The organism is Planococcus sp. ANT_H30 (assembly GCF_008369335.1).
Lineage (GTDB): Bacteria > Bacillota > Bacilli > Bacillales_A > Planococcaceae > Planococcus > Planococcus kocurii.
Genome location: NZ_VOBJ01000001.1, coordinates 609,761 through 635,652 on the forward strand (window position 1 = coordinate 609,761; position 25,892 = coordinate 635,652).

26 protein-coding genes are annotated in these 25,892 nt (G+C 42.1%); 6 read left to right on the forward strand and 20 right to left on the reverse strand.

Annotated elements, in window-relative coordinates:
• Nucleotides 1–37 precede the first annotated feature (37 nt).
• Together FQ085_RS02940 and FQ085_RS02945 are read right to left on the reverse strand one after the other, a co-directional pair.
• Nucleotides 38–1,231, reverse strand: coding sequence for a cation:proton antiporter (locus FQ085_RS02940; protein ID WP_149455872.1), 1,194 nt, complete (start codon nucleotides 1,229–1,231; stop codon nucleotides 38–40).
• A gap of 188 nt (nucleotides 1,232–1,419) precedes the next feature.
• Nucleotides 1,420–1,767 (reverse strand): helix-turn-helix domain-containing protein, encoded by a 348-nt coding sequence (locus tag FQ085_RS02945; protein WP_149455873.1) that lies wholly within the window; start codon nucleotides 1,765–1,767, stop codon nucleotides 1,420–1,422.
• Between the two features lie 198 nt (nucleotides 1,768–1,965).
• On the opposite strand from FQ085_RS02945, the gene FQ085_RS02950 reads away from it, so the two are divergent.
• A complete protein-coding gene (locus tag FQ085_RS02950; protein WP_058384586.1) occupies nucleotides 1,966–2,727 on the forward strand; it encodes an SGNH/GDSL hydrolase family protein in 762 nt (253 codons plus the stop codon).
• Nucleotides 2,728–2,787: 60 nt separating this feature from the next.
• On the opposite strand, the gene FQ085_RS02955 is transcribed toward FQ085_RS02950, so the two are convergent.
• The 11 genes from FQ085_RS02955 to FQ085_RS03005 all read right to left on the reverse strand — a co-directional run bounded on the left by FQ085_RS02955 (nucleotide 2,788) and on the right by FQ085_RS03005 (nucleotide 14,588).
• The gene (locus FQ085_RS02955) at nucleotides 2,788–3,807 is read right to left on the reverse strand and encodes a N(5)-(carboxyethyl)ornithine synthase (RefSeq protein ID WP_078080635.1); all 1,020 of its coding nucleotides are present in this window, start codon (nucleotides 3,805–3,807) and stop codon (nucleotides 2,788–2,790) included.
• Nucleotides 3,808–4,106: 299 nt separating this feature from the next.
• Complete coding sequence (locus FQ085_RS02960; protein WP_058384584.1) at nucleotides 4,107–4,862, reverse strand: SDR family NAD(P)-dependent oxidoreductase; 756 nt, start codon at nucleotides 4,860–4,862, stop codon at nucleotides 4,107–4,109.
• Nucleotides 4,863–4,948: 86 nt separating this feature from the next.
• Nucleotides 4,949–5,875 (reverse strand): hypothetical protein, encoded by a 927-nt coding sequence (locus tag FQ085_RS02965; RefSeq protein ID WP_237150122.1) that lies wholly within the window; start codon nucleotides 5,873–5,875, stop codon nucleotides 4,949–4,951.
• A gap of 181 nt (nucleotides 5,876–6,056) precedes the next feature.
• A complete protein-coding gene (locus FQ085_RS02970) occupies nucleotides 6,057–7,046 on the reverse strand; it encodes a GNAT family N-acetyltransferase (protein ID WP_058384582.1) in 990 nt (329 codons plus the stop codon).
• 36 nt (nucleotides 7,047–7,082) lie between these two features.
• Nucleotides 7,083–8,087, reverse strand: a complete 1,005-nt coding sequence (locus FQ085_RS02975; protein WP_149455874.1) for a GNAT family N-acetyltransferase — start codon at nucleotides 8,085–8,087, stop codon at nucleotides 7,083–7,085.
• Between the two features lie 171 nt (nucleotides 8,088–8,258).
• Nucleotides 8,259–9,197 carry an acetamidase/formamidase family protein gene (locus tag FQ085_RS02980; protein ID WP_149455875.1) on the reverse strand — a complete coding sequence of 313 codons (939 nt, stop codon included), beginning with the start codon at nucleotides 9,195–9,197 and terminating at the stop codon, nucleotides 8,259–8,261.
• A gap of 342 nt (nucleotides 9,198–9,539) precedes the next feature.
• Complete coding sequence (locus FQ085_RS02985) at nucleotides 9,540–10,949, reverse strand: amidase (protein WP_149455876.1); 1,410 nt, start codon at nucleotides 10,947–10,949, stop codon at nucleotides 9,540–9,542.
• Entirely contained in the window at nucleotides 10,946–11,125 is a 180-nt protein-coding gene (locus FQ085_RS02990; RefSeq protein ID WP_058384578.1) for a hypothetical protein, read from the reverse strand. The genes FQ085_RS02985 and FQ085_RS02990 overlap by 4 nt, the downstream gene beginning before the upstream one ends.
• Nucleotides 11,126–11,630: 505 nt before the next feature.
• The gene (locus FQ085_RS02995) at nucleotides 11,631–12,422 is read right to left on the reverse strand and encodes an ABC transporter ATP-binding protein (protein WP_058386856.1); all 792 of its coding nucleotides are present in this window, start codon (nucleotides 12,420–12,422) and stop codon (nucleotides 11,631–11,633) included.
• A 2-nt stretch (nucleotides 12,423–12,424) separates the two neighbouring features.
• A complete protein-coding gene (locus tag FQ085_RS03000) occupies nucleotides 12,425–14,161 on the reverse strand; it encodes a DNA/RNA non-specific endonuclease (RefSeq protein ID WP_149455877.1) in 1,737 nt (578 codons plus the stop codon).
• 163 nt (nucleotides 14,162–14,324) lie between these two features.
• Nucleotides 14,325–14,588 carry a hypothetical protein gene (locus FQ085_RS03005; protein WP_149455878.1) on the reverse strand — a complete coding sequence of 88 codons (264 nt, stop codon included), beginning with the start codon at nucleotides 14,586–14,588 and terminating at the stop codon, nucleotides 14,325–14,327.
• 84 nt (nucleotides 14,589–14,672) lie between these two features.
• On the opposite strand from FQ085_RS03005, the gene FQ085_RS03010 reads away from it, so the two are divergent.
• Together FQ085_RS03010 and FQ085_RS03015 are read left to right on the forward strand one after the other, a co-directional pair.
• The gene (locus FQ085_RS03010; protein WP_149455879.1) at nucleotides 14,673–14,990 is read left to right on the forward strand and encodes a hypothetical protein; all 318 of its coding nucleotides are present in this window, start codon (nucleotides 14,673–14,675) and stop codon (nucleotides 14,988–14,990) included.
• A gap of 143 nt (nucleotides 14,991–15,133) precedes the next feature.
• Entirely contained in the window at nucleotides 15,134–15,958 is an 825-nt protein-coding gene (locus FQ085_RS03015) for an aldo/keto reductase (protein WP_058384575.1), read from the forward strand.
• Nucleotides 15,959–16,012: 54 nt separating this feature from the next.
• Here the strand turns inward: FQ085_RS03015 and lexA are convergent, their stop codons facing one another.
• The 7 genes from lexA to FQ085_RS03050 all read right to left on the reverse strand — a co-directional run bounded on the left by lexA (nucleotide 16,013) and on the right by FQ085_RS03050 (nucleotide 22,216).
• Nucleotides 16,013–18,445, reverse strand: a complete 2,433-nt coding sequence (lexA, locus tag FQ085_RS03020) for a transcriptional repressor LexA (protein ID WP_149455880.1) — start codon at nucleotides 18,443–18,445, stop codon at nucleotides 16,013–16,015.
• A gap of 222 nt (nucleotides 18,446–18,667) precedes the next feature.
• Complete coding sequence (locus FQ085_RS03025) at nucleotides 18,668–19,171, reverse strand: DUF6241 domain-containing protein (RefSeq protein ID WP_149455881.1); 504 nt, start codon at nucleotides 19,169–19,171, stop codon at nucleotides 18,668–18,670.
• Between the two features lie 277 nt (nucleotides 19,172–19,448).
• Nucleotides 19,449–19,913 (reverse strand): VanZ family protein, encoded by a 465-nt coding sequence (locus FQ085_RS03030; protein ID WP_078080640.1) that lies wholly within the window; start codon nucleotides 19,911–19,913, stop codon nucleotides 19,449–19,451.
• 209 nt (nucleotides 19,914–20,122) lie between these two features.
• Entirely contained in the window at nucleotides 20,123–20,422 is a 300-nt protein-coding gene (locus FQ085_RS03035; RefSeq protein ID WP_149455882.1) for a putative quinol monooxygenase, read from the reverse strand.
• Between the two features lie 283 nt (nucleotides 20,423–20,705).
• A complete protein-coding gene (locus tag FQ085_RS03040) occupies nucleotides 20,706–21,002 on the reverse strand; it encodes a putative quinol monooxygenase (RefSeq protein ID WP_149455883.1) in 297 nt (98 codons plus the stop codon).
• A gap of 38 nt (nucleotides 21,003–21,040) precedes the next feature.
• Nucleotides 21,041–21,469, reverse strand: a complete 429-nt coding sequence (locus FQ085_RS03045) for a MarR family winged helix-turn-helix transcriptional regulator (RefSeq protein ID WP_058384570.1) — start codon at nucleotides 21,467–21,469, stop codon at nucleotides 21,041–21,043.
• Nucleotides 21,470–21,568: 99 nt separating this feature from the next.
• Nucleotides 21,569–22,216, reverse strand: a complete 648-nt coding sequence (locus FQ085_RS03050) for a nitroreductase family protein (protein ID WP_058384569.1) — start codon at nucleotides 22,214–22,216, stop codon at nucleotides 21,569–21,571.
• A gap of 386 nt (nucleotides 22,217–22,602) precedes the next feature.
• On the opposite strand from FQ085_RS03050, the gene FQ085_RS03055 reads away from it, so the two are divergent.
• From FQ085_RS03055 to FQ085_RS03065, 3 genes are read left to right on the forward strand one after another with little or no spacing between them, the layout of a single operon-like run.
• Nucleotides 22,603–23,361 carry a hypothetical protein gene (locus FQ085_RS03055; protein WP_149455884.1) on the forward strand — a complete coding sequence of 253 codons (759 nt, stop codon included), beginning with the start codon at nucleotides 22,603–22,605 and terminating at the stop codon, nucleotides 23,359–23,361.
• Entirely contained in the window at nucleotides 23,361–24,587 is a 1,227-nt protein-coding gene (locus FQ085_RS03060; RefSeq protein ID WP_078080643.1) for a glycosyltransferase family 2 protein, read from the forward strand. The genes FQ085_RS03055 and FQ085_RS03060 overlap by 1 nt, the downstream gene beginning before the upstream one ends.
• Complete coding sequence (locus tag FQ085_RS03065) at nucleotides 24,587–25,558, forward strand: hypothetical protein (RefSeq protein ID WP_149455885.1); 972 nt, start codon at nucleotides 24,587–24,589, stop codon at nucleotides 25,556–25,558. The genes FQ085_RS03060 and FQ085_RS03065 overlap by 1 nt, the downstream gene beginning before the upstream one ends.
• Nucleotides 25,559–25,892: the final 334 nt, after the last annotated feature.

Here is a 25,892-nt window from a genome sequence, read left to right on the forward strand (position 1 = left end):
CGTCTGCCAGAAGTTCAGTTTCTTGGCATGCGCTATTTTATTTGCTAGCGAGCAGCTTTGATAACGGATGTATGCCAAGACTCTGAATAATCAAGGACAAGATGACCACTGAAAACCCTAACGAAATCAATTCTGCTGCCGCTTCCCCAGTCGCTAGCGTTTCCAACTGTAGGAGTAAGAATACAGACATCGAACCACGGATGCCAGACCACGAAATGACGAGAGACTTTTTCCAAATGGATTTGTGTTTTTTGCCAGCTACTACCTTAAATGTACTACCGACAACAAGAAATCGAATCGCAATGCTCACAAACAAGATGAGGATTGCCAGTAGCCAATTATCCCATGATAAATATTTGGTTGCTTCGATGCCAATTAGTAAAAATAACAGCGACAACAGCGATGGTTCAACCACTTCCCAAAAGCCTGAAAGCGCTTCTCGGTAATGATCTTCTTTATTCGTATGTGAAAATTCCCAAGATAACATAATGCCGGCAAAAACGGTTGCTAATACGCCTGAAAATCCGAAGCTCTCAGCCAATTGAAACACACCATAAGCGAGCACGATACTAAGCATGACTTGATAATCACGATGATGCGTAATGTGAACCGCTTTACTCATCACCCAGCCTACAGCAACTCCCAGTAGGATTCCTCCCAGTGAAACGTAAAGAAAATCACCAAAAACAGTGATTATATCGAGCGATTGTGATTGCAGATACATACTCGACAAAACAGTGAATAAGACAATACTGGTGCCATCGTTAATCATTGACTCACCGTCGACAATATCCGCAATACTTTTATCAGACGCTGATTTTTTCAAAATGGAAACGACCGATGCGGGGTCAGTAGGTGCTAAAATCGCTGCAACTACGAATGCACCAGCCAGTGAAATCGAGAAAAACCAGCCGCCGATCCAAAAGATCGTCAGTCCCACAAGTACAATTGTCAGCCCGAGGCCAACTGTACTCAACAAACCGATCATCCCAGCATTTTCTCGTAGCGCTTTTGTTGAAAATTGATAAGCCGATACAAACAATAAGCCGGGTAAAAAGACATCGTAAATTAAATTTTCCGTTACTTCTACTTGATTAAAATAAGGAACAAATGACAAGCCGATCCCAATTAATACGAGCACTACCGGTACAGGAAAGTTTTCTTGTTTTTTATCAATTGTAAATACCAAATAACCGATACCTAACAGTAGGGTTACGAGTGCAGCTGACATTGCCATCTCCTCCAAAATTTAAAGCATCCATAAGTCAAAGATTTCCCTGAAACATAGCTTTTTAAACTAGCCGAGCACAGGAACTATACAGTATTTGTTCACTCAAAAGAAGCTATCTGTGTTTTCACAGATAGCTTCTTTTGAGTGAACAATCCATTAACGTTTATGTTGCAGACTGTTTTTTCGGTCTACGAGTCTTGTTGTTGCAAGCGGCGTTTAATCTGCAAGTAAGAAGCAACTTCTGTCAGTTCTTCATCGTTTACCGGTCGGTCATCTACTACTAACTTGATGGATTCTAAATCCAACACTTTTAGAAAGTCGAGCTCAGTAACTGCTTGGTTGCGTTCTAGTAAAAAATCTACTGATACTTTATAGTAATTAGCTAGACTTTCTAAATGAGCAACGCTTACTTGCTTTTTACCACTTTCATATCCCCAGATGACGGTTTTGGCAAATCCTGCTGCATTCGCCAAGTCTTCCACGCTCAATTGATTTTGTTCTCTCATTTGCTTTAATTTACCGCCAATTTGCTTCATTTAAAACGCCCCCTATTGTTGCGATAAGAGTTATATTGTCGGTCTATTATCCCCTTTCCACTTGCATTAAAACTGCTAAAACAGCTTCATAACTGTTTTGACTACAAATTACTCATAAATATTCTGAAATTTCAACTAATTTAATGCACAATTGTGGTAAAATAGAGTTAATTTCAAAAAAGAAAGGTAGGTATTAAGATGCTAAAAAAATTAATCTATTTGTTAATTATTGCTCTTATTTTTATTGTTGTAGCTGGAGAAAAAAATTTAAATAGCGTCAAGCTATCAGAAGAAGTGGCATTCCTTCCTACAATAGAAAAAGTACAAGCAGAGCCTATTGGCTTTTCAGAAAAGTTGGCTGCGGGGAATCCTGTGACGATTGTCTTTTTAGGTGACTACGTGACGTCTGCTGACTCATTGCCGGATGGCCACCCCAATCACGTATCTCTGTTGACTGAATGGTTGGATGAAAAATACCCGGAGCAAATAACCGTCATCAACGCAGGAATGAACGCCAATACCGTTTCTCATATGAAAGAGCGAATCGCCAGTGACGTTTTAACTCACGCTCCTGATTTGGTCATTATTTCCGCTGGGCTAAACGATGCACTTGGTGATTGGAAAATTCCTGTTGAGGAATACGCCAAAAATTACCGACTGATTGTGGAAGAAATTATCGCGAATGGTGAAACGGAAGTGCTAATTCGAACACCAAATCCTACGACTTCCTTTAAAGACAACTTAAAAATGCTGCCTTATATGCGAGCAAGCAGTAAACTCGCTTCACAAGACAAAGTTTATTTATTTGATTTTTATCAAGTGATGTCAAATGACGTTCATACGAAGAAAATCGCACAAACCGATTTGATACAAAATAAGTTGTACCCGAACACAAAAGGACAAGCTTATTTGTTTGGTGAATTCAAAAACTATTTGACGACAGCGTTCATTAACCAGTAAATGATTCATCTAAAAAAGAGTCTCAACCGACAATTGCTGTCGGTTGAGACTCTTTTTCTTTTACTTCACTAATAGATTTCTAGCTTCTCTAAACTCTCGAATGTGACGATCAAGAATATGGCCTTTTTCAATCACCATCGATTTTTGAATCATCTCTGTCCAGTTGCCTTCGATAAAGTTATCAACCATCGGCGAAAACCCTTCGCTCAATACTTTAGTAACGGTATGTGGGAACATCGCCGGCGTGTTGTCTACTGTGTAATGGATGATGCCATCCACTGTATAAACGGGATCATCAATCGTCGATGGACGCGATGTCTCGATTTCCATGTTTGGATCACAGCTAACGTCCACGATCATTGCGCCCTTTTTAAGACGCACTAAATCTTCTTTGTAAATAATGCGATCGGTACGATTGGTGTCCCACATAACACAGTTAACAAGAACATCGTAATTGCCCATATTTTTCATAAACAACGACTCGAGCTTACGGCCATATACATCGACATCGGCACCTAAACCATGAAGAATGCGCAGTACGCCTTTAGTCGTGTGACCATTACCGAGAACCGCTACTTTCGTTTCGTACGGCATTTTGCCGCAATATTGGTAAGCTTGTAAAATAGCAGCTTCTCCTGCTACTTCACGGTTGCGATAGAAAATATAACGTCCGTCTTCGAACATTTCTTCCCAAGCAATGACGGTGTGGTCTCCCGCAAGTACAGAATCTGTAAAAGCGATATCTTGAACTGCATGAGCCCAGCCAATCAATAATTTCCCAGGTGATAATTGATCAAAATAATCTGCGTTGCCTAATTTTACGTCGACAATGGCGTCACATTTTAGTACTTCTTCACGCGATACAAATTGTGCACCAGAAACTGCATATTCCGCATCTGCATAGCCAAGTGCGTCACCGTAACCCACTTCAAAAAACAATTGCTCGATATTTTTGATATTCGGCATGTCCTTCGGTAAAAGCGCTCTTCGTTTTTCGTTGTTTTTATGACTAATAACAAATCCTATAGTAGTAATAAGAAAACCTCCAATTGATGAAATAAAGTAAATACTGATCTGCAAATAATCGACAGTTCATATAGAAGTGCCCGGACAATAGTCAAAAATTGCCGAGCAAATTTGTATATTTATATCTTTTCCGTAAAGCTGACCTACTCAGCATCATACCATATTTCGGGAACATTATAAGTATTGTGTAACACGAATTAAAAATAAAGATCAAACGTGTTCACAGTTGATCCGCGACGCAAAGTAACTACCGCAAAGACAGTTATTTTCTAGCCCTTGGTTGTTCTTTTTTATTCGATTCAACAAAAAAAGCGTTGAAAACCAACAAGGTTTCAACGCTCTAGTGTGCTTAATTAATGCAACATAATGGAACCACCATCGGCCATCAATGTTTGTCCCGTCATGTATTTGGAATCTTCCGAAGCTAAGAATACAGCAATCGGTCCAATATCATGTTCCAAATCGCCAAACCGGCCGAGTGGAATGTTGTTTTTCACTCTTTCATAGTATTCAGGTTGCGCTTTGGCCCATTCCCGTACACCCGGTGAGTCAGCTACTGGGCTAATCACATTGACATTAATGCCAAATTGCCCCCACTCGTTTGCAGCGACACGCGAGATCCCCCGTATGGCTTCTTTAGCAGCTACATAAGCCACTTGTGTTGCATGACCTTCTAAACCAGCTCCTGAGGCAAAATTAATAATACTTCCTTTCGTTTCTTTTAAGTAAGGAAGTGCTGCTTGCATCAGGTAAAATGTCGGATAAAAGCCAGTACCAAATGATAAATCAATATCTTCTTGCGTAGTGTCTTCAATTAACTTTTGTTTAGAGGCATGCGCATTGTTCACTAAGACATTTAGCTTACCGTATTTCTCAATTACAGTATCAATAATGCCACTTAGTTTGTCACGTTCCATCAAGTTGGCTTTTAAGAACATAGACTTTGGAGAAATTGCCTGCAACTCTTGCTCCATCGCTTTACCTGTTTCTTCGTTTAAATCGACAACAACGACAATTGCGCCTTCTTTAACCATTGCTTTTGCCATTCCTCCGCCAATTCCTCCAGCTCCACCGGTGATAATGACTACTTTGTCTTGTAATTTATTCAATCCGAACAGCTCCTTAATTAGTTTATCGCAACTAGTTTAACACTAAACTAATTACCTTTAAACTATTTGCATGTTCTTTCTCTCAGTTAAACCAATTGCTTTTTCATCATGTCCACCAAATACGCCATGTCCTCTACAGTATAGCGCTGATCGCAAGGCAGTGGCAGGATGTTGGCAGCGTATTGGTATTCGGTACTTCCTTCTGGACAGTCATCGAGAACATTTGGCCACAACAACGGAATGTAAATTTTCTGCTTGGCGAGTCTACTTCTACTGGCGACACCATCTTCTACTAAGAGTGGATAAGCAAAAGCCCCTTCTGGCATTGTTAGTTTCAGCAAATTTTCTTGTCCCAATTGTTTGTCTAGGTAGGCATAGTTTTCATTTCGTAGTCGATTGGCCTGTTCATAATCGACAGCGCCCATAATGTTGCCTGTGAGTTTTGACATCGTCCGGAGCGGTGCTTCAGAAAGTTTGTCGTTACTGCTGCGAAAATCTGCGTAATAGTCGCTAGCTGTTCCCTCAAGGCGACCAAGTACGTGTGTCATGCGGTCTTTTGAAACGTCCTGCTGGAGTGTTTCTGCTAGTACGACGTCCGTCGCTAAATAAGCACCGTCCGGCACGCCAAAGTATTTGCGGCAAGAGTAAATCGTATCGACGCCTTTTATTGGCTTCTGGAAAAAAGCCTGACTATGATCTAAAATCAGTTGGTCGTAGCGTGTTTTTAGCGCACGCGTTTTTTCTTGTGTGACTTGGCCATACAAATTAACGACATACAAATACTCCCCTTGCAGCAACGGCTTGTCAAAAATCGGTTGAAACTGTGCGTCAACAGAATAATACTCATATTCATAGCCGTATTTAGTCAACAGATTACTAACCGAGTCGCATAAATAATAGGGGATGTAGAGTTTTTTCATGTCACGTGCTTTCAATAAATACAACAATGCGTTACTGCCGCTATTTAACGCCAGCAACTCGCTATAAAATTCATCGTGGATTAACTTCTCCATGCCAAAGTATCCGCCTAGTTCTCTCATATTAGATCGCCCTTTCATCTTCTGCATTTATGTCTGACCGCACCTTTTATGCTAGTTTCCGCACCTCAAATGGTCAACACCGCACCTCAATCAACCATTTCCGCACCTCGCAGCGTATTTTCCGCACCTCAGTCACTAAACCGTACCTCGCATATCATCCTCGGTATAACGGAAAATAACCGGGAAGTTCTATGCCGCCATTTTGACGCTTGGCTTCGACCAATTGGTCATAAGCTTGCTGGTTATGGATTTTCTTTCCCATCAATAATTCGAGTGGCTCTGCTTTGGTGAAATTCCGCTTAAAACGGTAGAGATTTTCGTTAGGCGCACCTCCAAGATGAACTTCCTTCTTGTCATGCTCGACTGCCCAGCGGCAAAGTTCATATACGATGAGACTATTGCCGGATAGCGATGAGTATTCCGGGTCATTCGCTGTTAAATGATAATGAGCGTACTCTCCGTGGTGAAGTACAAATGTAGCCGAAATATACTGTCCTTGGTGCTTCGCAAACAACAGAAATTGGCTCCCTCCAAATTTTTCAAAAGAGCTGCGAAGAGATTCTATTGAAAATAAATAATACGGTTCGATTTGATTTTTTTTAACTGTCAGCATGTACAAACGGTGAAATTCTTCAACATGTTCACCAGTAAAATCGAATTCAATTTCTACATCTTTTTTTAAAGCTTTTCTGACTTGTCCTCTTGTAACAGAAGCAAATTGTTGCATAAAAAAATCTTCTTCCCTTAAATCGATATACAACACATGTCCATTGTCTCGAAATTCGTAAAGCGATTCGAAATCCAATCGGTTTTTTAACCATGGACTAAAGCGAACATATTCCGTAACGATTCGGTGTTCGTCACAATAGTCGCCAAATTCTTTCTCAAAAAGATTTATAAGCTGGGGTTTATTTTCTAGGTCACCTGATAGAATGATGGGTCCGCTAAAACCATACGGCGTAATGATATCGTAATACGTCTCTTCTTCTATTTGTACCGGTGTTGGACGAACGATAAATTGATAAAAAATATGGCCTAATTCATTGTTTATTTCAAAAAAATGGACTTTGCCATCTTGTTCTTTTGTTTCGAAAAATTTGCCCCATTCAGGCAAAAAATAAATATCTGGCATGACAGTGGCCATATGCTCTCCTCCTAAATCGACTTGCGTTTTTTTGAACTAATAGACAGGTACTGGTGATCCCGAGCTACGGTATGCAGGAAACTGGTCGCTGCCCGTTGATGCGTTATTTATGTAGCACAGTTGTTCATAAACCGCTCTATTCCAGATTTTGCGACCTATAAAATACGTCAATTCTGAGCGCCGTCCAAATTTCTTTTTAAAAAGATACAGCTTGTCATCCATGTCTTTCGTCCGACCACCGCCGTGATGAATTAATTCTTTGCCTTGCTCTTTTCCCCACAACGCAAGAGCATATTGAAGAATATAAGCCGGCGCCAGCTGATGAAACTTCTGGCATGTACCTGTGAGATGGACGTGAATAAACGAGTCACCGACAAAATTTAAACTCATGCCGATAATTTGTTCTTCGTACGTCACTTCAACGACTACCAAATAATCACTCAACCGGTCTATGCATTGCTGAAAGTACTCATCATTAAAATAATAGATCGTCTTTGCAGCATTGCGTTGCATTGTGGAATAATAAAGTTTCTTGAAATCCTCTAAATTTTTCGGATGTTCGATGATGCGATACGTGACGCCAGCTTTTAAACCGTGACGAATATCTCTTCTACAAGAAGCCGAATATTCCGTAAGAATCGGATCATCGATGCCTGCCAGTCTCGTTTGAATCGTCTGACGCCTGAAGTTCAGTTCGTAGCACGATTCAAAGTCTAGATGATTTTTGATAACTGGATGAAAACGAACCGATTCGGAAACAATGTGGTGGTTAGCGCAATACTTTGCAAATTCTTCTTCAAAAGCACTTACCAATGCTACCTTGTTGCTATTTTCGCCGCTAACAATTCTTGGACCTCCATAGCCATAAGGTGTCACCAAATCATAAAACACCTGACCAGTTAATTTGTGTGGAATTTCACACTTGATAAACAAATGCTGTATCTTTCCTAACATATGTTCAAAAATAAACTCTTGGCATTCACCTTTTTCAATTTTTTCATATAAACGGCCATACTCTTTGTTAAAATAAATATCGTTCATTTAGAGGCCCTCTTTCTTACTGAAAATTGTTTCTGGAATTTATTTCATTTTCCCAGTTACTAAGGATGCTGTTCTCATTTTACCACCTAGTTAACTAATAATACAGATAATTAAGAAATCTTTTTAAATTTGTGTATTAAAAAACGCCACCGAATTTGGCAGCGTTTTAGGCTATTCCTCTGTAAACACAGCGAGTGGTAATAGCGCACTAACGATGTATTGCCCCGCATCGACGATTTCGGAGATTTTAAGGTCGACACAGGCGCTTGACAGCAAGTAGGCATCTTTGGGATCCATTTCGTAATTCTCAGAAATGTGTTCCACCATCGCGCGGATAGCGTCGCGCGCAGCTTCCATCAAATCAGGTCCCACTCCTGTTGTGCCGTAAAATCCTTTGTGGTCGACTTTTGGCGTCAGTGCGCCAGCTGTTTGAAACTGCGGTGCTGGAATTGTCTTGCCTTTAATCAATCGGAATTTTAACGATGCCTGCATCGGACATTCCACAGCACTGACGCAAACTTCACCGTCTCCTTGTGCCGCATGAGCGTCCCCACAGCTGAACATCGCCCCCGCTACTTGCACAGGCAAATACAATTTCGTGCCCACAGTTAAATGCCGCGTGTCCATATTGCCACCAAATGTGCCAGGCGGCATAATGGCTTGCCCTTCCGCATTTTGGGGACCAACACCCATCGTGCCGAGAAATGGTGTAATGGGTACTTTAATGTTGTCGCTAAAATGGATGAATTGCCCGTCACTCAAATCAAAAGTTCGTAAGTAGGCCTCCGGAAACTCTTCAGGCAATAAACCAAGTCCCGGCAGAATCGACATCCAGCCCCAGCTTCCGGGAACCAACTTGACGATCTCAATTTCCAGCGTATCTCCGGGTTCGGCATCTCGAATTTCGACGGGTCCCGCGAGTGGATACACTCTCGCCCAGTCGAGTCTAGCAATGTCTTCTGTCACGGAGTCTTTATTGAATTGATCATCAGCCACTTCGCGTGTGGAAAATTCCACTTGATCGCCGCTGTTGATCGTGAGTACGGGCTGCGGGTCTTTGTCCCACGTATAATGAACGCGGTTTTCTGGAAATTGATGGGTAGTGGTCATATAGGATATCCTTTCTTTGGTCAAAGTTGTATTTGGAGCTGCTATAGCGCGTGTATTCTCTACTGGATTTCCCAGTTAAATGGATATACTGTCCGATTGGAGTGAAATACTGTCCGAATCGCTCCAAATACTGTCCGATAAATGAAAATACTGTCCAAAACAAGTGAAATACTGTCCAACGCTCTAAAATCCGTTTGATTATCCGCAAAATGGCAAACAAAAGTTTGCGCTTTCCACACAAATTTGCTGGAGGCTAAACTACTTTTGTGCATAATAGCTTTTATTTCATAGCTAGGAGATTGGTTGATCCCCCTCATAACTTCAGGTTTCGCACTCAATGAATTACTTCAAATTTGGCTTCTGGCCTTTCATTAGCTCCAGCTTCTCGAGGGCATAGGCCACGTTGAGAACTTTTTCTTCTTGAAACGCAGGACCCATAATTTGCAGGCCAATTGGTAATCCGTCACGAACACCGCACGGAATACTGAGTGCGGGTAATCCTGTCAAATTGCCTGGTCCCGTAAAACGAATCACTTCATCCAAGAAACTCAATGACTGACCGTTAATATTGACCATGCTGTCACCAATCGACGGTGGCAAAAAAGGCAAAGTCGGTGAAATGAGCACATCCACTTTTTCAAATGCCGCGGCAAATTCGAGATTTAGCTTGCGGCGAATTTGCTGGGACTGTACGTAGTCAACACCCGACATGAGCTCGCCTACTTCTAACAAAAAGCGAACATCCTCCCCAAATTTCTCCGGCTGTTTGACGAGATTGTCATGATGGACGGCGCTCGCTTCGGTCGTAATGGTCACCAGTTCCGCGAATTCTGCTTGTGCCAATGACGGAATTTGAACAATTTCGATCCGTGCGCCTAGCTTTTCTAGCTGTTGCAACGCATTTCGGACAGCTTCATCAACACGGCTATCGACATTTTTGAAAAAATAACCTTCTTCAATACCGATGACTAATCCGTTGACGTCTTCATTCAATAAACCAGAATAATTTTGCGTTGGCCGGTCAACCGAAGTGGGATCTTTCGGGTCGTAACCACCGAGCACTTCTAGTAACAGCGCCGCATCAAAAACGGTTTTTGTCATGGGGCCAATGTGATCAAGGCTCCAAGCTAACGGAAAACAACCATACTTGCTAATGCGGCCATGGGTCGGCTTTAAGCCAATGATGCCACAACTCGCCGCCGGAATCCGAATTGATCCACCGGTATCGGTTCCGAGTGAGGCAATGGCCATGTCTGCAGCCACCGCAGCACCTGAGCCACCACTCGAGCCGCCTGGAATTTGGTTGAGATCCCAAGGATTTCGACAAGCACCATAATGCGGATTGGTCGTCGTTGCGCCCCACGCATACTCATGCATATTGAGTTTGCCGTGAAACGTCACACCGGACATCTTGAGTTTTGAAACCACGGTCGCATCAAAATCAGCAATAAACCCTTCGTGGATTTTTGAACCCATCGTCGCCGGTTCATCTTTAAAATACAGAATGTCTTTCAATGCCATTGGAATCCCATGCAAAAAACCGCGGTAATTACCGCTTTGGATTTCTTGTTCTGCTTGTCTCGCAGATTCCAGTGCTTGCTCTTTTTGAACAACAATAAAAGCATTGATGTCTTTGTTACGAGCATCCACATTCGCTAAGACTGCTTCCGTTAATTCAACAGGTGATAGCTGCTTGTCGCGCAATTTAGGTGCCAGTTCTCCAATCGATTGTGCTGCTAACTCGTTATTCATGGACGCTCACCTCCTGGTACATGTGTCAGTGCCATATCAAAATCTTTTAACTTCGAGCTGTCTACTGTTTCCCGTAACTTTTGTACAGCTTGCATCTGCTGCACCAGCATTTCCTGATGTTCCTCCGGTACTCGAATTCCCCGCTCTTCTAAAATCTTGTGAATGCCCTCTACCATCGAAAGTCCCCCCATTTGGATGATTTTAAAACGTCTGAGAATCTTAGCTGTCTACCGAAAGTTTAACACAGTTCACAGATAGTTCAGTCTTTTTGGAACGATTCGCAAAATGAAAACCTTACTAGCTAGAATGTTCTTTTCGCCGACAAGGTCTTTATAACGGGTAGCGTCTAGCAAACTCGATATGTTCATCATGACAAGAAGGAATTGCCATTTACCTAGTTATTCGTTTTGATTTCGAATATTTTTTTCATTTCGATCGCCTTTTCCCAGTTAAATGGATATACTGTCAGATTCGAGTTAAATACTGTCCAAATCGCTCCAAATACTGTCCAATAAACGAAAATACTGTCCAGATCGAGTGCATTACTGTCCAAAGCCTCAAACCCCATCCAATTACCTAAAAAAAAGGAAAGCGCACTGCGCTTTCCGCTAAAACCTGAACGCCGAACGCATGTATTGGTCGGTTCCAAGCAGTTTGGCTTGGAACCTTGCCCTTAGCCATTCAGTCGTTGTTACTTCTGGCTTTTGATAGCAAAGGACGTCCATCATTCCACATGACGTTTACCGGCAGTTCAAAAAATGCGCTAAGTTGTTCACTGGTGACGAGTTTTTGGGTATCTCCAGAAGCGAAGACGCGGCCCGCTTTAAGCAACAGGATTTTTTTAAATTCCGGTAAAATTTCTTCTATATGATGCGTAACGTAAATGATGGTCGGGCCATTTGGTTTTTTAGCGATGGCCGCGATCGACTCAAGCAGTTCTTCGCGTGCGATAAAATCGAGTCCGGCAGTTGGCTCATCGAGAATGAGTAACTCAGGATTCGCCATTAACGCGCGACCAATTAGCACGCGTTGCTTTTCACCTTGCGACAGCGAGTGATAATGTCGATTGGCATACTCAAGGCAGCCGAGTTCTTGGAGAATATCGACACCTTGTTGATCGATTGCTTCTGTCGTTTCCTGGTAAAGACCAAGTGAAGCAAACGCTCCGCTTAACACCACTTCGTAAGCATTATCATGAGTCGGCAACTTTTGCTGAACAGACGCTGACACAAAACCGATTCGGCTGCGCAATTTTTCCGCCAGATAAGTCTTACCGAACTCTAGGCCGAGCACGGTGACTTTTCCTTGTGTCGGGAAAAAATAGGCATTGATTAAATCCAATAACGAGGTTTTACCGGCACCGTTCAAGCCGTATAACACCCAGTGCTCGCCTCGTTGGACTTGCCAATCTACTCCGTCCAACAGCAGTTTGTCATCTCTGCGACGCGTTACGCCTTCGAGTTCCACCATCATTTTCATAAACGAATGTCCTCACGGCTCTGGACTAAAGCTACTTGCCCCGCTGCTAGTGGATCAGCTTTTTGCAGCTCACCAAAATTCAGTCCTGTCAGTTTTTCAATTTGTTCGATCGGCACTTGATACGTTTCGAATTTTCCGTAGACAAATTCCAAATTACCGCCAATCAAATCTTCTTGTGTTTGCACATAAGCCGTTGCTGATAGCTCTGTATCGTCTTTCACCATTACAGCCACTTTCCAAAACTGGCTTGGAATTTTTGCACCTCGGTAAATCCGGTCGCTGTCACGGAACACCGGTCCTGTAAAAATCGACACTTTCATGTCGTGATCGCGCGCATTATCGAGCAGGTAATCCTCTAAATCAAGCCATACTTTTTGATTGAAATTTTTATGCTGCGGAGAGCTATTGGTAAAATGGAACGTGTGCTCATTGGCTTTTACGGCATCAATGCCCCAGTTTGGATCGCGTCGACGCACCAAATGGCCACGGTCAATATCATTTGATTGGTAAAAATCATTGCCGAGTTGATACGATTCATCAATACGTGGATCAAAATACCAGCGGTCTCTGCTTCGTTTGACGTCTACGAGTTGATTGCCATCGATGTTAACGGCTGTGAAAAAAGCAAGACGCCGCGACTGACTCATCGCAATCGAGAAATGCGTATAATCCAGTTCGAGCTTACCATCTGTCGTTTTCGCTACGTCTGCTAGCATGGCGTCACTTAAACCAGGCAACGCTACAGTGAATCTTTCGCCTAAAAATGCGGGGTTATAACCTGTTGCACCAGCATACCAATCGGCGTCCAGCACCCCTACTTCCATCGGTGTGGCCGTTGATCCCGGCATAACCACTGAAAGCAACTGATCTAGTAGTTTACGCGACTCCTCATTTTCTATTCCGCCCCGCTTGTCACTGAGATGTTGAATAATCGAACTGATGCGAATGCCTTCATTGGCAATCCAGACGCTGTTGTCATTCGGGTCGGGAATTCCGGCGTGGTGCAGCGAGACGACCATCCACTGATCATTAAAAACAGGTGAGCCAGACGAACCGGGTTCTGTGTCGCTGACATACTGAACAAAATCAGAAGAAATGAACTTGACTTCGTTTTCACGAATGGTAATTGCTTTTGGCCCCCCGTTTGGATGTTGGATGATGGTGACGTACTCACCTTCAAGAATTTTCCCTGGCTTTGGCAGCAGCGGCAAATAGCCGAAATTCGACAACGGTACCGCGTTTGAATTATTCGGTTCCACTGCAACCAGCGTAAAATCAAGCGCTTCATTGGTGATGAAAAACAGGCGAGGATCCAGTCTGAAACTAATGATTTCAAGCGGCATAAAATGGACATCGTCTTGATAATTAAATTCAGCCACTGCATACATCGCTGATTCTGCCGTTTCCAGTACATGATTGTTTGTCAGCAATAAATTCGGCGACACAAGAAATCCCGTACCGTAGCCTTCAAGCTGTCCGTTTTTGCCACGAATGGCGATGCGGCATACTGCTTTACTAACGTCGAGTCCGGCCTGTAAATGCGCAATCGGAAACAAGTCGCTTTTGTTGATAATGCGTTCAATCGCCAAATTGTCGTGATGATTGATAATACTCGACCGCGTCATCATTTTCTCTGTCGACGCCGCAGTAAAGCTTGCTGTTTCCTGCTCTTTTTCGAATTTCAAATAGCGTTGCAACGCTTCTTGTTGAATTTGTTTCATTTTGTCAGTCATCTTCCTCCAGCTCCTTCCGATTCCTAAAGAAATTATGATTTGTGCTTACTAGTTCTATTTTCTAAATAAAATTAAATATTCTATTTTTTTACTTTATAAAAAGTTTATCACATGTGAATAGAGAAAACCCGTTCCATTGGATGGAGCGGGTTTTCAAGTCCAGTTAACGTGTCCATTTTTTATTGTCATTCTTAATCACGGTCTTTTCACCCGTTTTTGAATCCCGAACCACTTTATCTTCTGTTGGAACATCTCCTGTGCTTTCGTCCGGTGTCGGTTGATGTTCTTCGCCGACTTCACGGCTGCCGTTCTGACCGTCAGACTCCCAGCCTTCATCGCTACCACTCAGCACCTCGCTTGTTTTCTCGACGATTTTTTCAAACGTGGAGTCGTGATCGTCTTTCTTGTGTTGTGAATTATTTGTCATCGTGCATTCCTCCTGAATGTATAGTTGCTTGTACTTTACCCGGTGTGCAAAGAGATACTCTTTTTTAGAGAAAGTGGAATTGAGGTGTTAGATTTGGGGTTGGACAGTATTTTTCAGATTTGGACAGTATTCCGGCTTGAACGGACAGTATTCGCGTCAAATCCGACAGTATTTCAACTGATTCGGACAGTATTCCCAGATTACCCCAAAAAAACGAAAAGAATTAGCGATGCAAGCCCATGGAAAGCGCGCTTTCCGCTAGCTGAGATGCTAGACTTGCTTGTTGCTGGATTGCTTGTATCGTTGAGCGGACAGTATTTTGGCGATACGGACAGTATAGGGCGCTTTTTCGACAGTATTTTTCTAATTTGGACAGTATTTGCTCTCAATCCGACAGTATGACCAATTCCTCCCATAAAAACCTTCAGAATGCCCAAGTTCAGGAAAACGCCATGGCGCTTTCCTGAACTTGGGATGCTTAGCTTTCCGAAGCTTCGGGTATATAGTTACTGCAACGGAATCTACATAAAAAGGGGCTATGCACAATGGATTTTATTACATTGAATAATGGATTGAAAATGCCACAGCTAGGCTTTGGTGTTTGGCAAGTAGAAAATGACGAGGCGACAAAAGTCGTTGCCAAAGCATTAGAGACGGGTTATACGTCAATTGATACTGCCATGATTTATACAAATGAAATCGGTGTGGGGAACGCCTTAAAAGACACCAAGGTGCCACGTGAAGACTTGTTTATCACGACCAAAGTGTGGAACAGCGATCAAGGATACGACAATACCTTGCGTGCATTCGATGAAAGTTTAGAGCGTCTGGGTCTTGATTATGTGGATTTATACTTGATTCACTGGCCGACTCCGGAGTTTGATCATTATGTTGAAACGTATAAAGCATTAGAAAAGTTGTATAACGATGGCCGTGTAAAAGCGATTGGCGTTTGTAACTTTGAAATTGAGCATTTGCAGCGATTGCTGGACGAATGCGACGTTCCACCAGTATTGAACCAAGTGGAGTGTCATCCCTACTTGGCGCAAAAGGACTTAAAAGAATTTTGTGCCAAGCATGATATTTTCTTAGAAGCTTGGAGTCCGCTTGAACAAGGGGGCGATGTGCTGAAGGATCCTACCGTAGTCAACATTGCGGAGTCAAAAGACAAATCACCCGCTCAAGTTGTGTTGCGCTGGCATTTGCAGAACAACACCATCGCCATTCCGAAATCTGTTACTCCATCGCGCATTGAAGAAAACTTTGATGTGTTTGATTTCGAGTTAACAGAAGACGAAATGGCGGCGATCGACGCGTTAAACAAAGAACGTCGCAATGGTCCGCATCCCAATGAAATGAATAGCCGTTAACTAGAAAGCCGCCTCTTCAGCGATTGAAGAGGCGGCTTTTTATATGCTTGCTGCTTATTGTTTTAGCACACCAATCACTCTGCCGTTAATGAAGACATCTTCACTTCGCATAATAATTGGTTCATAGCTTGGATTTTCGGACACCAGGATGATTTCACTGCCCATTGGCATGTATTTTTTCATGGTCGCTTCGCCATCGATAACGGCTATAACAATGTCGCCGTTAGCAGCATTATTTTGCTGATGAACAAAGACGACGTCTCCTTTGTCGATGCCAGCGCCGTTCATGCTGTCTCCTGTCACTGTTAATGAAAACGTTTCAGTTGGAGATACTAGCCATTCACGTGGCAGCGTATGAAATGTTTCGTAGGATTCAGTCGCTAAAATTGGCAAGCCCGCCGCAACGTTCCCAATCAGTGGGACTGCCACAGTTTCATGTACTTGCGTGAGCACTTCTTGCCCAGCTTCACTTATTTCAATTTGTCCTGGCGAATCACGATCTTCTGCATAATTGTATTGTCTGCCATTCTTAAGATTCTTATAGATACGCCGACTTTTCGTATCTGGTAAGAATTGGGCACGGCATTTCGGCAAATCTTGTACTTCTTCACCTTTTCGATCGATTATTTTGACTTCAAGCCCATCGGTCGCAATGCCGTAAAAAGCGCGACTATCGGCTTCCATATAACTCGTCAGCTGCTTAATGGCGTCTTCGATTCCGCTGCCAAAACGTTTGACTTCTGCAAGAATGTAAGGCCTTGCTTCTTCTCCTGTATAAACCTGCACCGCAATATCACAATACCCTTTTCTGGAAAACTGCTGAACAGGAAATTCCAGTTCCATCAGTTCATACGGATAGCCATATGTCTCGTGCAACTCTCGGATGAGCCATTGACGAGTAATTTCTTCTTTCGCATGGATATCAACAAGTTGATCCGTCATCTGGTATTCTGTCATACTGATGGATTCAAATGGCCGGAGAGATGCATCTTTTTTCATTCGTAAATGATTTCGTTGAATTTCTTTGACAAAGCTAGATGGTTTTTTTACTGAAGACATATACAGAAGCTCGTTTGCTCGTGTCATGCCTACATACAGCAATTTTCGCTCATCTGATTCGACTGTTTTTTGATCTTCAGCATCTGCATACAAATCCTGTGGAATCAATCCACTGTTTAAATCGATTAGGAAAATCACCTTGAATTCCAACCCTTTAATCGAATGCATTGTTACGAGTTTTACTTTATCGGATTCAAAATCCGGATCGTTACTTTGCAAAATTTCACAAGGGATTCCGACCTGCTCTAAATCGATAGCTGCACTTTCAATATTTCGCTTTCCTCGCGCCACAATGCATATCTCGGATAAGGCGTAATCATTTTTTAGCAATGCGATTTCCTCTGCTAGAAAATGGACCTGCTGTTGAGGCGTTAAAAAGAAGCGATAAATCGGCGGATGCCCGTGACGATCAATCAAGGCCGGTTTCACAAAATCGACATTCGACTGGATGCTTTCATCCGCTTCAATCAAATTGAAAGCCGCTGTCGAAATTTCCGTTGTCGTTCGGTAATTCTTGCTCAATGTACGTGATTTCCCGCTCATATCAAAGCCAATGGTCGTAAACGGACGTCCTTTCCCGAGCCAAGATTGCGGATAAATGCTTTGCGTGTTATCTGCAACAAACATGAGCGAAGAATATTCCTTTTCTTTATATAACTCTTTCAGAAACTCCAGCTGAACGCGCGTTAAATCCTGACTTTCGTCAATAATAATATGCGTGTATCGTCCAGCAGCACCCAAGCGTAATTCTGCTAACGCATAGAGGTTCATTTGTTTGAACGTTGTCAGTCCTGCTCTTTCAAGCAATTGACCAAACACTGTCATGACTTCATAAATAGCTTCACGGGTTTGCGAATTTTTCAATAATTTTTGTGGCGTTCCGCTGTTTCCTGAAGCACGGCCAATTCGATCTACCGATTGATACGTCTCAAGATCCACCATTGAACAAGAATAGATCCATTCTATTTCGTCTAATAGGAATTTACTGTTTTTTGGCAACAGCAGTTTAACTTCAGGGTACGCTTTTTTCACTTCGTGTACGGCTTGCACCATTAGTTTGTGAATTTGATCATTAGGAGCGATTTCAAGCTTTTTGCCTATACGTTTTTGATATTTCCTAAACTCTTTATACATCAAGCGATCAATTGTTGTTATTTCTACTTCTGCATCTGATGAGAAAAAACGTTCGGCTTCTTGCAGTTCTTTTTCAGCCATACGCTCATACTGATGCTTAATATAATAAAGTAAGGTTTTGTTGTAAGTTACTAGTAGAATTTCATCATTTTCTTCGTGACAATAATGATCCATCAAAAAATGGATTCTCCGAATCGCAACGGTCGTCTTGCCTGATCCCGCTACCCCTTTTACGAGCATCGGTCCTGATGGTTCTAGTTCAACAATGCGACGTTGTTCCATATTCAGCTTCACAGCACTACCTCCTCGATTTTACAACTTCTACCTATATTATAAGAATATTGAATCATAATAGCAAAAACTATTTCAAGTCAAATAATCGCTATCTCTTGATTCGTCGTCATATTGAAAAAATGCTGTCCCCCAATATAATTAGGGAACAGCATTTTCTGCCTATAGGTAAGTTACTCTCCAGTTGATTGCGGTTATTTTTAAAGTTATGGTTGTAAATTCCGATTACCTAAAATTTTTCTCAATAAACTGTTGTTCTTCCTCTGCACTCAGTCGCCCTGTTGCTCTACCCGCGGTGCCGCTGTACCAACTCCAAACCGTATTGTGAGCACTCACGATAGTGGAAAAATCATCTTGCTGCCAAGAAATTAAGGTTTGTTCGTAGTAATCGCCATTCTCATAATAGTGTTTATTGGCGTTTACGATCGTTAGTAGGCCTTCAATATTTTCATCTGTCATTTCGACAGCACCGTTTTTTTCCTTATCGACGACTTTTTGATGCGTCATTTGATGGAGGTGAATCTGTACTTCTCTTTCTTCCATGTCTGCTCGGCTGTCTTTATTGCCCGCTTTTTCAGTCGATTGACTTTGACGCTCCTCGATTTTCTCTGCGACTTGCTGAATTTCTTTGCCGCCAGAGGACTGCTTCGTGATAAAGTAATACCCTCCAGCTGCTACTAATGCCAATACCGCGACGCTTACTGCGATCGTTTTTAGAATTGATCTCATTCTTTGCAACTCCTTACTCTATTTCTTATTTGTTCCGGTCGTGACTATACTCCTATTTTTTATTATGTAGCACGGTTCGGCAGTTTTCAACCATTGTTTGGCAATTGAATAAACTCGAGTAACGAGGGTTTGTTCGTTTCTCCATAGCTAAAGAAAAAAAGCCCTTGTGAAGGAGCTTTTTTCGATTTATTGAATCAGGCTTAACATGTGGAAGATTTTAAGAAGCGACACAGCGGATAGGTTTCAATGATTCTCTTTTTTTAAGAGATATCTCGTTTTAGCGTGACTTGTCATCTATAAAACTATCTGCTATTTTTCCGAAAACAGCAGATAGCCCTCCTTGTGATTCGACATAACCAGTCAAACGATAAGCCAAATAAATACCGCCGATGTCAATCAAAACGTCGGAGATTCTTCCGCTTCGCAGGAAAAACAACTGCAGGAATTCCGTGAAATAAGCGAACAAGCTACAGAACACGATGGCTTTCGCATTGCTTCCAATTGTTTTGGCTAGCAAAAGAAAAAGAATACCGAAAGACAACGCATGGCCTATTTTTTGGAACACATACGTTTTACTGTCTAACTGGATGTCGCTCGTGATGAACAAATCCGAGAAATCGGGAAGCAAGCGAATATGAAAATCTATTTCTTGTGCGAACAACAAGGCTTGGAAGTTGTAGTTATTGGTAGCTAACAGGATGCAGAAGCCCCACAGGACAACCGGTATGTACTTAGTTTTCAAAACATTCTTCCCTTCGAACCCCTTTTTGTGTAGACTAGCGGTTCACTATATATGACATAAAAATTCCAGTAGATTCTCTAAGCTTATTATATGTCGGTTGATTTTAAATAACTAGTGCAAGTTTGTGGATAAGTAAAAAAGTGGACAGAGCCACTTTTTTGAGATGTCCACCCATCGCGTGCAGTCGTTTAAAGAAAGGGAACTAAGTTTTATTGTAGATGTAAAGGTTGTCCATCGAAAGCATGCATGTCCATTGGTGCAGCAAGGAATCTGGGTGCTTGTTGAAGGAAAGTCGCCAAATGCTCGGTAGCAATATGCGTTTCAAAAGTTTGTGCATCTCTCCAAATTTCGACTACGTGATAACGAAAATCTTGCTCAGTAGATTTCAATAAATCGTAGCTTACGTAGCCAGCTTCAGCTCTTGATGCTTGAATAAGTAGTTTGCTCGCTTTTAGAAATACGTGTTCTTGGCCTGGCTGTAGGTGCAAATGGACATAATTAATAATCATGAGTATCCATCCTTTCACTCAATTTTGAAGCAAGATTAACTTTTTTCAAGTAGCTTGAAGTCTTTGAGCAGCCACTAGGATTTTCCCTCGATTTGAACGACTAAAGACTACACGATTGTTAGTCCGTTTTATTGTTTGATGCTATTTCGGCCCTGAATAAACTGAACATTTAATCTACTGTAAATATTTTTACTCATATGAGCCACTGCCGTGTTCTTACCAAAACAAAAAGAGCAGCCGAGGCTGCTCTTTTTCTGAAATTGCTTATTCACTTTCAAAATTCTTACGCTTCTACAGCCTCGCCGCTGAATACGTGTAGGTCCATTGGTGCAGCCATGAAGCCTGGTGCTTGTTGCGTAAAGGCTGTGAAATGTTCACTCTTGTTATGAACTTCAGTTGCTTGTAGATCTTTCCAAACTTCAACCATTGTGTAGTGCTGGTCTTGTTCAGTTGATTTTTTTAATTCGTAGCTGATGTTGCCTTCTTCTGTTCTTGAAGCTTGAACCAGTGCTTTGCTGGCTTCTAGAAATGCTTGTTCTTGGTCTGCTCTTACTTGTAAGTTCGCGTGAATAATAATCAATGGGATCCATCCTTTTTGAGTGTAGTTACTGAAAAAAATCAGTAGTCGATAATGTTATGTTGCATGCGCGTCAGCATGTCTGACAGTGTGTCGACTTCTTCCGTTGTGAAGTCGTTCAGCATTTGCGTGACAAAGCCGACATTTTCTTTTCGGTAGCCGACAATTTGCTCGCGGCCTTGTTGAGTCAAACTGACAAAGATCACGCGATTGTCCGCAGGATTTCTACGTCTTGTTACCATGCCGTCTGCTTCAAGCTGTTTTAAATGACGCGTAATGGCAGCACCGTCGATGTTCACGGCTTTTTGCAATGTGGACTGGTTGATTTCTGCTGTTTTATAAAGCTGATAAAGCAATTCATAGCGCGATGCACTAATGCCTGTACAGCGTTCAAATTTAGGACTGATTTGATTGTTGAGGCCTTTAACTAACTGTAAAACTTGCTCTTGTTTTGAAAACGAACATGGCATAAATTGACCTCCTACGTAATTTCCAAGATCAATTTATAGCAGTGTCCACTATTCATTGACCTATTCTCAAACATAAGCTAAAATCAATCGGTTTTCAACTTATTTCCATTGTGTAGTCGTGTCAACAGGCAAACGGTACGATGGGAATCCTTCATTTAATGCTTTCCCGATTGTTATCAACATCACCGGAACATAGCGATCTTTATCCATATCCAAAACTTCTGCGATGTTTTCTTTGTCATAGCCACCAATTGGGTTCGTACCATATCCGTGAGCACGTGCCACTAACATCAATTGCATTGACACAAGACCTGCATCAAGCATGATAATGTCTTTCATTTGATCGTCAGGTGCGTTTTCGTAAGCCGGTTTGAAATAATCCAGTTGTGCTTGTTTAACTTCTTCAGGCATATAACCCAGTTCAACCGCTTTGCCATAAATGTCTTCCGCGTATTCAATATTTTTGCGGTCTGCAAAAACAGCGATTACAGCAGATGAGCTCATCACTTTATCCAAGTTAAATGAAGCCAGTGGTGCGATTTTCGCTTTTCCTTCTTCGCTGTCAATGACCACAAAACGCCAAGGCTGCATATTAATAGATGACGGTGCTGTTGATGCCTGTTCAATGATTTGGCTCATTTCTTCACGGCTGATTTTCACCGATGGGTCGTATTGTTTAATCGAACGACGATTCGTTAAAATGTCATTAAAATCATTTGTTTTTTGATACGTTTGCGTAGTTTGCATGTTAGACGTGCTCCTTTTTCGTGTGTATTATTGCGTGATGCATCAATGATTGATACCTCAACTTTTGACTCCTCATTTAATATAATACGAAAGAAAGAGATTTGCAACTACTTTGAACTGCCTGGCTTGGATGCGGGTATTTTTTGGGGGAGTTGTTTGGGTATTGTGTGGGTGCCAGGCACCATTTCACAAAAATCCACCTTTTTTACCCGATTTATATTAGTTATACTCGCTGCCCTACTTTTTTCACCACAAGGAGAGGGTACAAGTGGTTAGTAGCGTCAAGACTAAATAAATGGGAAAAAAAAGATACGATGGTATTATGTAACCACATTAAGATTTATTTCACAGGTTTTTGAAATCATTAGACAAAAAGGGATGAAAAAATGAAAAAAAATGTAATTATGGCTACTTTGATTTTAGGTGTTTTGATTAACGGTTGGGCGATTGCTTATTTCGCTCTGCCTTTTTATTACGCAGTCCTCCTGATCGCGGGTCTGTCGCTTGTCATCATGACCGTTATTCATGAACGTTTCGTCTTTTTGTACGCCATTGCTGTATCACTCGTATATGGTGGATTTTTAACTACCTATTCTTTTGTGAACTTGAAATCACAAGAAGTGCAATTGTTGTATATGTACGATCATTTACTGTTAACGAGCTTTCTGTTGCTGTATTGGATTTTGATGAATTCGATTAAAAAAACAGGTTACGAAAACGTAGAACTTCAGCGACAAGTGCAATTGTTGCAGAAATATACCGGCGTGACCAAGTTATTAACGCTTACTGAATTTAATGAACAAGCCCAGTGGCTGTTGACATCAACTGAGCGCAATAAAGAAGAAGTGTGGCTTGTGAAAATCGACATTCACTTTTCAAACAAACGAACCAAAGCCAATTTGCAGGAAGACATCGAACGCTTAGCGCTGCAAACAATTCGCCAAAAATTTGATTTGATCACTAGCAGCAATGGGGTTATTTACGTGCTACTCAAAAATACGCATGCTGAAGGCGCACAACAAATGATTGAGCGTTTCAAAGATAAAACACGAAACGATTTGAATTTTATTGATCCTCCGTTTTCATTTATGAAAACAGTCGTTGAAAATGCGGGCCAACTGGCTAGTTTGGTGGGACGTCTATAATGGGTTCCATCATCATGATCATCATGGCTTTTTTCTGGATATTGCTCATCTTCTATTCACTCGTCACCATCGCGGGCATTTGGTTTCGTTTGACCTTTAAAGATAGCGACGAGTTAGACGTTTATCCAAGTGTGGCTTTACTCATTCCAGCCCATAACGAAGGCATTGTGATTGAACATACATTGCGTGCCATGGCGCGACTCGAATACAAAGGACAACTCGATATTTACGTACTCGATGACAACTCCAAAGACGACACAGCGGAAATCGCTATGGAATTCGCTTCGGTATTTTCACGCATTCACTATATCCCAGTGCCACCCGGCTCGCCTTCTGGAAAGTCACGCGTATTAAATTACGGACTCAGTATTTCAAACTCGGAATACTTTGTGGTTTACGACGCGGATAATGAACCGGAATTTGATGCCTTAGACAAATTGGTTCGTGCAGCAGAAACAACAAAAGATGCTGCCGGTGCTGTTGGTTATGTGAAAACAAAAAACGCAGAAACCAACACCTTAACGCGTATGATTGCGCTCGAGTTCCAAGTGTTTCAATTGTTGATGCAGTCGGGACGTTGGAAACTGTTCAAACTTGGTTCACTTGCCGGCACCAATATGTTGCTCCGCAGATCGGTACTCGAAGAACTCGGCGGCTACGACGTTTTTGCGCTGGCGGAAGACGCCGAGTTAACCGTACGCTTGACCGCAAAAGGCTATTTACTGCCGGTAGTACCTACATCCAGAACGTGGGAACAAGAACCGGAACAAATGAAAACCTTCATCAAGCAACGAACGCGCTGGCTAACCGGCAATATTTACTTGTTGGAAAAGTCACTGCAAGACTTGTCGCATTGGAAAGGGAAAACGTTTTTCCTCAGTCTTCAACACGTTTTAACCTATTTGGTATTTGTCGTGGTTTTATTATTTTCAGATGTATTTTTCGTTATGAGTGTCGCGGGCTACCAACTCCCCAACATGGACGCGCCTTTATTGATTTTGTGGTTTATGAGTTACATTGTGTACACCAGTCAATTATTGAGCGCATTGGTCGTCGATCGCAACGTGTCATTGAAAAATGTCCTGTATATTTTCATTATGTACTTTACCTACGCTCAATTATTCATTATCCTACTCGTTCGCAGCTTTTCAACTTACTTATGGAGCCGCTTGCGAGGCAAAACCATTGCCTGGGACAAAACAAAACGCTTTAAGGGGATTGGCTAATGAAAACCAAGCTTGGCTTTCTGTTGATTCTTTTATTACTGATAGGTGGGTGTGGAAGTGTGGACTCTGTTCAACAGCACGTTGAAAAAAGCTACACAAATGAAGACGGCTTGATCTATGCCTATCCTGACGATCCAAAATCCGAATATTTGTCAGAAAGCATTGGCTTATATATGGAATATTTGGTTTTAATCAAAGACGAAAAAACGTTTCACGAGCAATACGAATTGTTAAAAGCACATTTCGTTACCGGTAAAAACGGTACTTCTTTCGTTTTTTGGCGTTTAAATGAACAAGCAACTACCAATGCATTGATTGATGACGTGCGCATTATCGAAGCATTGCAACAAGCGGCAACTTTGTTTAGCCGTGAGGAATACGCAGAAATCGCAACAACATTGGGCGAATCCATTGCAAGTGTTCAGCAGCAAGATGGCTCAACCGTAGATTTTTACGACTGGACACTTGCGTTACCCGCGCAGCGCCTGACCTTAAGTTATGTTTCTGAGAATCAATGGATTTCAGACACGTCGCTCGCGTTACTGAAAAACACCGAGTCCACTGAAATCTTTTTTCCAGAGTATTACGATACGAAACAGCAATCGTATAAAAAAAGCAACGAAGTCCATCTTATCGATCAATTGTTAATTGCGATGAATCGGCAGAAACTGGGAGAAGCCTCCCCCACATTTCTAAGCTGGGTGAAAAAAGAATGGACTAGCGATCAACGACTTTACGGCCGCTATAACCGAAAAACACAACAGCCGACCGTCGATTACGAATCGCTCGCTGTGTATTACTACTTGCACGCTTATTTGACCGTTGCCGGCGAAGAACAACTAGCCCGCGAAGTCTTCCAACGTGCAACAGCACTCGGAACAGATGATCTATTAAATGAAGCTCATTTTTTCGATTATATGCATTATCAGCTCTTGCTTGAAAACAGTAAGCCTGCGACAGATTCTTTCTGACGCAGGCTTTTTTGGTGAACGTGCGTATTTTTTCTTGAGCGTGCGTATTTTTTCTTGAGCGTGCGTATTTTTCCGTGAGCGTGCGTATTTCTCTGTGAGTGTACGTATTTCTTCTTGAGCGTGCATATTTCTCTGTGAGCGTGCGTATTTCTTTTTGAGCGTGCGTATTTTTCTGTGAGCGTGCGTATTTCTCTGTGAATGTACGTACTTCTTCTTGAGCGTGCGCATTTTTCCGTGAGCGTGCGTATTTCTTTTTGAGTGTGCGTATTTCTCTGTGAGCGTGCGTATTTCTCTGTGAGTGTACGTACTTCTTCTTGAGCGTGCGTATTTCTCT

What these genes read in the sequence shown, in the direction of transcription:
- FQ085_RS02945 (WP_149455873.1), bottom strand. Translation starts at nt 1,767, where the DNA reads ATGAAGCAAATTGGCGGTAAATTAAAGCAAATGAGAGAACAAAATCAA.
- FQ085_RS02975 (WP_149455874.1), bottom strand. Translation starts at nt 8,087, where the DNA reads ATGAACGATATTTATTTTAACAAAGAGTATGGCCGTTTATATGAAAAA.
- FQ085_RS03035 (WP_149455882.1), bottom strand. Translation starts at nt 20,422, where the DNA reads ATGATTATTAATTATGTCCATTTGCACCTACAGCCAGGCCAAGAACAC.
- FQ085_RS02985 (WP_149455876.1), bottom strand. Translation starts at nt 10,949, where the DNA reads ATGAATAACGAGTTAGCAGCACAATCGATTGGAGAACTGGCACCTAAA.
- FQ085_RS03005 (WP_149455878.1), bottom strand. Translation starts at nt 14,588, where the DNA reads ATGACAAATAATTCACAACACAAGAAAGACGATCACGACTCCACGTTT.
- FQ085_RS03055 (WP_149455884.1), top strand. Translation starts at nt 22,603, where the DNA reads ATGAAAAAAAATGTAATTATGGCTACTTTGATTTTAGGTGTTTTGATT.
- FQ085_RS03025 (WP_149455881.1), bottom strand. Translation starts at nt 19,171, where the DNA reads ATGAGATCAATTCTAAAAACGATCGCAGTAAGCGTCGCGGTATTGGCA.
- FQ085_RS03050 (WP_058384569.1), bottom strand. Translation starts at nt 22,216, where the DNA reads ATGCAAACTACGCAAACGTATCAAAAAACAAATGATTTTAATGACATT.
- FQ085_RS03065 (WP_149455885.1), top strand. Translation starts at nt 24,587, where the DNA reads ATGAAAACCAAGCTTGGCTTTCTGTTGATTCTTTTATTACTGATAGGT.
- FQ085_RS03015 (WP_058384575.1), top strand. Translation starts at nt 15,134, where the DNA reads ATGGATTTTATTACATTGAATAATGGATTGAAAATGCCACAGCTAGGC.
- FQ085_RS02980 (WP_149455875.1), bottom strand. Translation starts at nt 9,197, where the DNA reads ATGACCACTACCCATCAATTTCCAGAAAACCGCGTTCATTATACGTGG.
- FQ085_RS02950 (WP_058384586.1), top strand. Translation starts at nt 1,966, where the DNA reads ATGCTAAAAAAATTAATCTATTTGTTAATTATTGCTCTTATTTTTATT.
- FQ085_RS02995 (WP_058386856.1), bottom strand. Translation starts at nt 12,422, where the DNA reads ATGATGGTGGAACTCGAAGGCGTAACGCGTCGCAGAGATGACAAACTG.
- FQ085_RS02965 (WP_237150122.1), bottom strand. Translation starts at nt 5,875, where the DNA reads ATGGAGAAGTTAATCCACGATGAATTTTATAGCGAGTTGCTGGCGTTA.
- FQ085_RS03060 (WP_078080643.1), top strand. Translation starts at nt 23,361, where the DNA reads ATGGGTTCCATCATCATGATCATCATGGCTTTTTTCTGGATATTGCTC.
- FQ085_RS02990 (WP_058384578.1), bottom strand. Translation starts at nt 11,125, where the DNA reads ATGGTAGAGGGCATTCACAAGATTTTAGAAGAGCGGGGAATTCGAGTA.
- FQ085_RS03000 (WP_149455877.1), bottom strand. Translation starts at nt 14,161, where the DNA reads ATGACTGACAAAATGAAACAAATTCAACAAGAAGCGTTGCAACGCTAT.
- FQ085_RS03045 (WP_058384570.1), bottom strand. Translation starts at nt 21,469, where the DNA reads ATGCCATGTTCGTTTTCAAAACAAGAGCAAGTTTTACAGTTAGTTAAA.
- FQ085_RS02940 (WP_149455872.1), bottom strand. Translation starts at nt 1,231, where the DNA reads ATGTCAGCTGCACTCGTAACCCTACTGTTAGGTATCGGTTATTTGGTA.
- FQ085_RS02970 (WP_058384582.1), bottom strand. Translation starts at nt 7,046, where the DNA reads ATGGCCACTGTCATGCCAGATATTTATTTTTTGCCTGAATGGGGCAAA.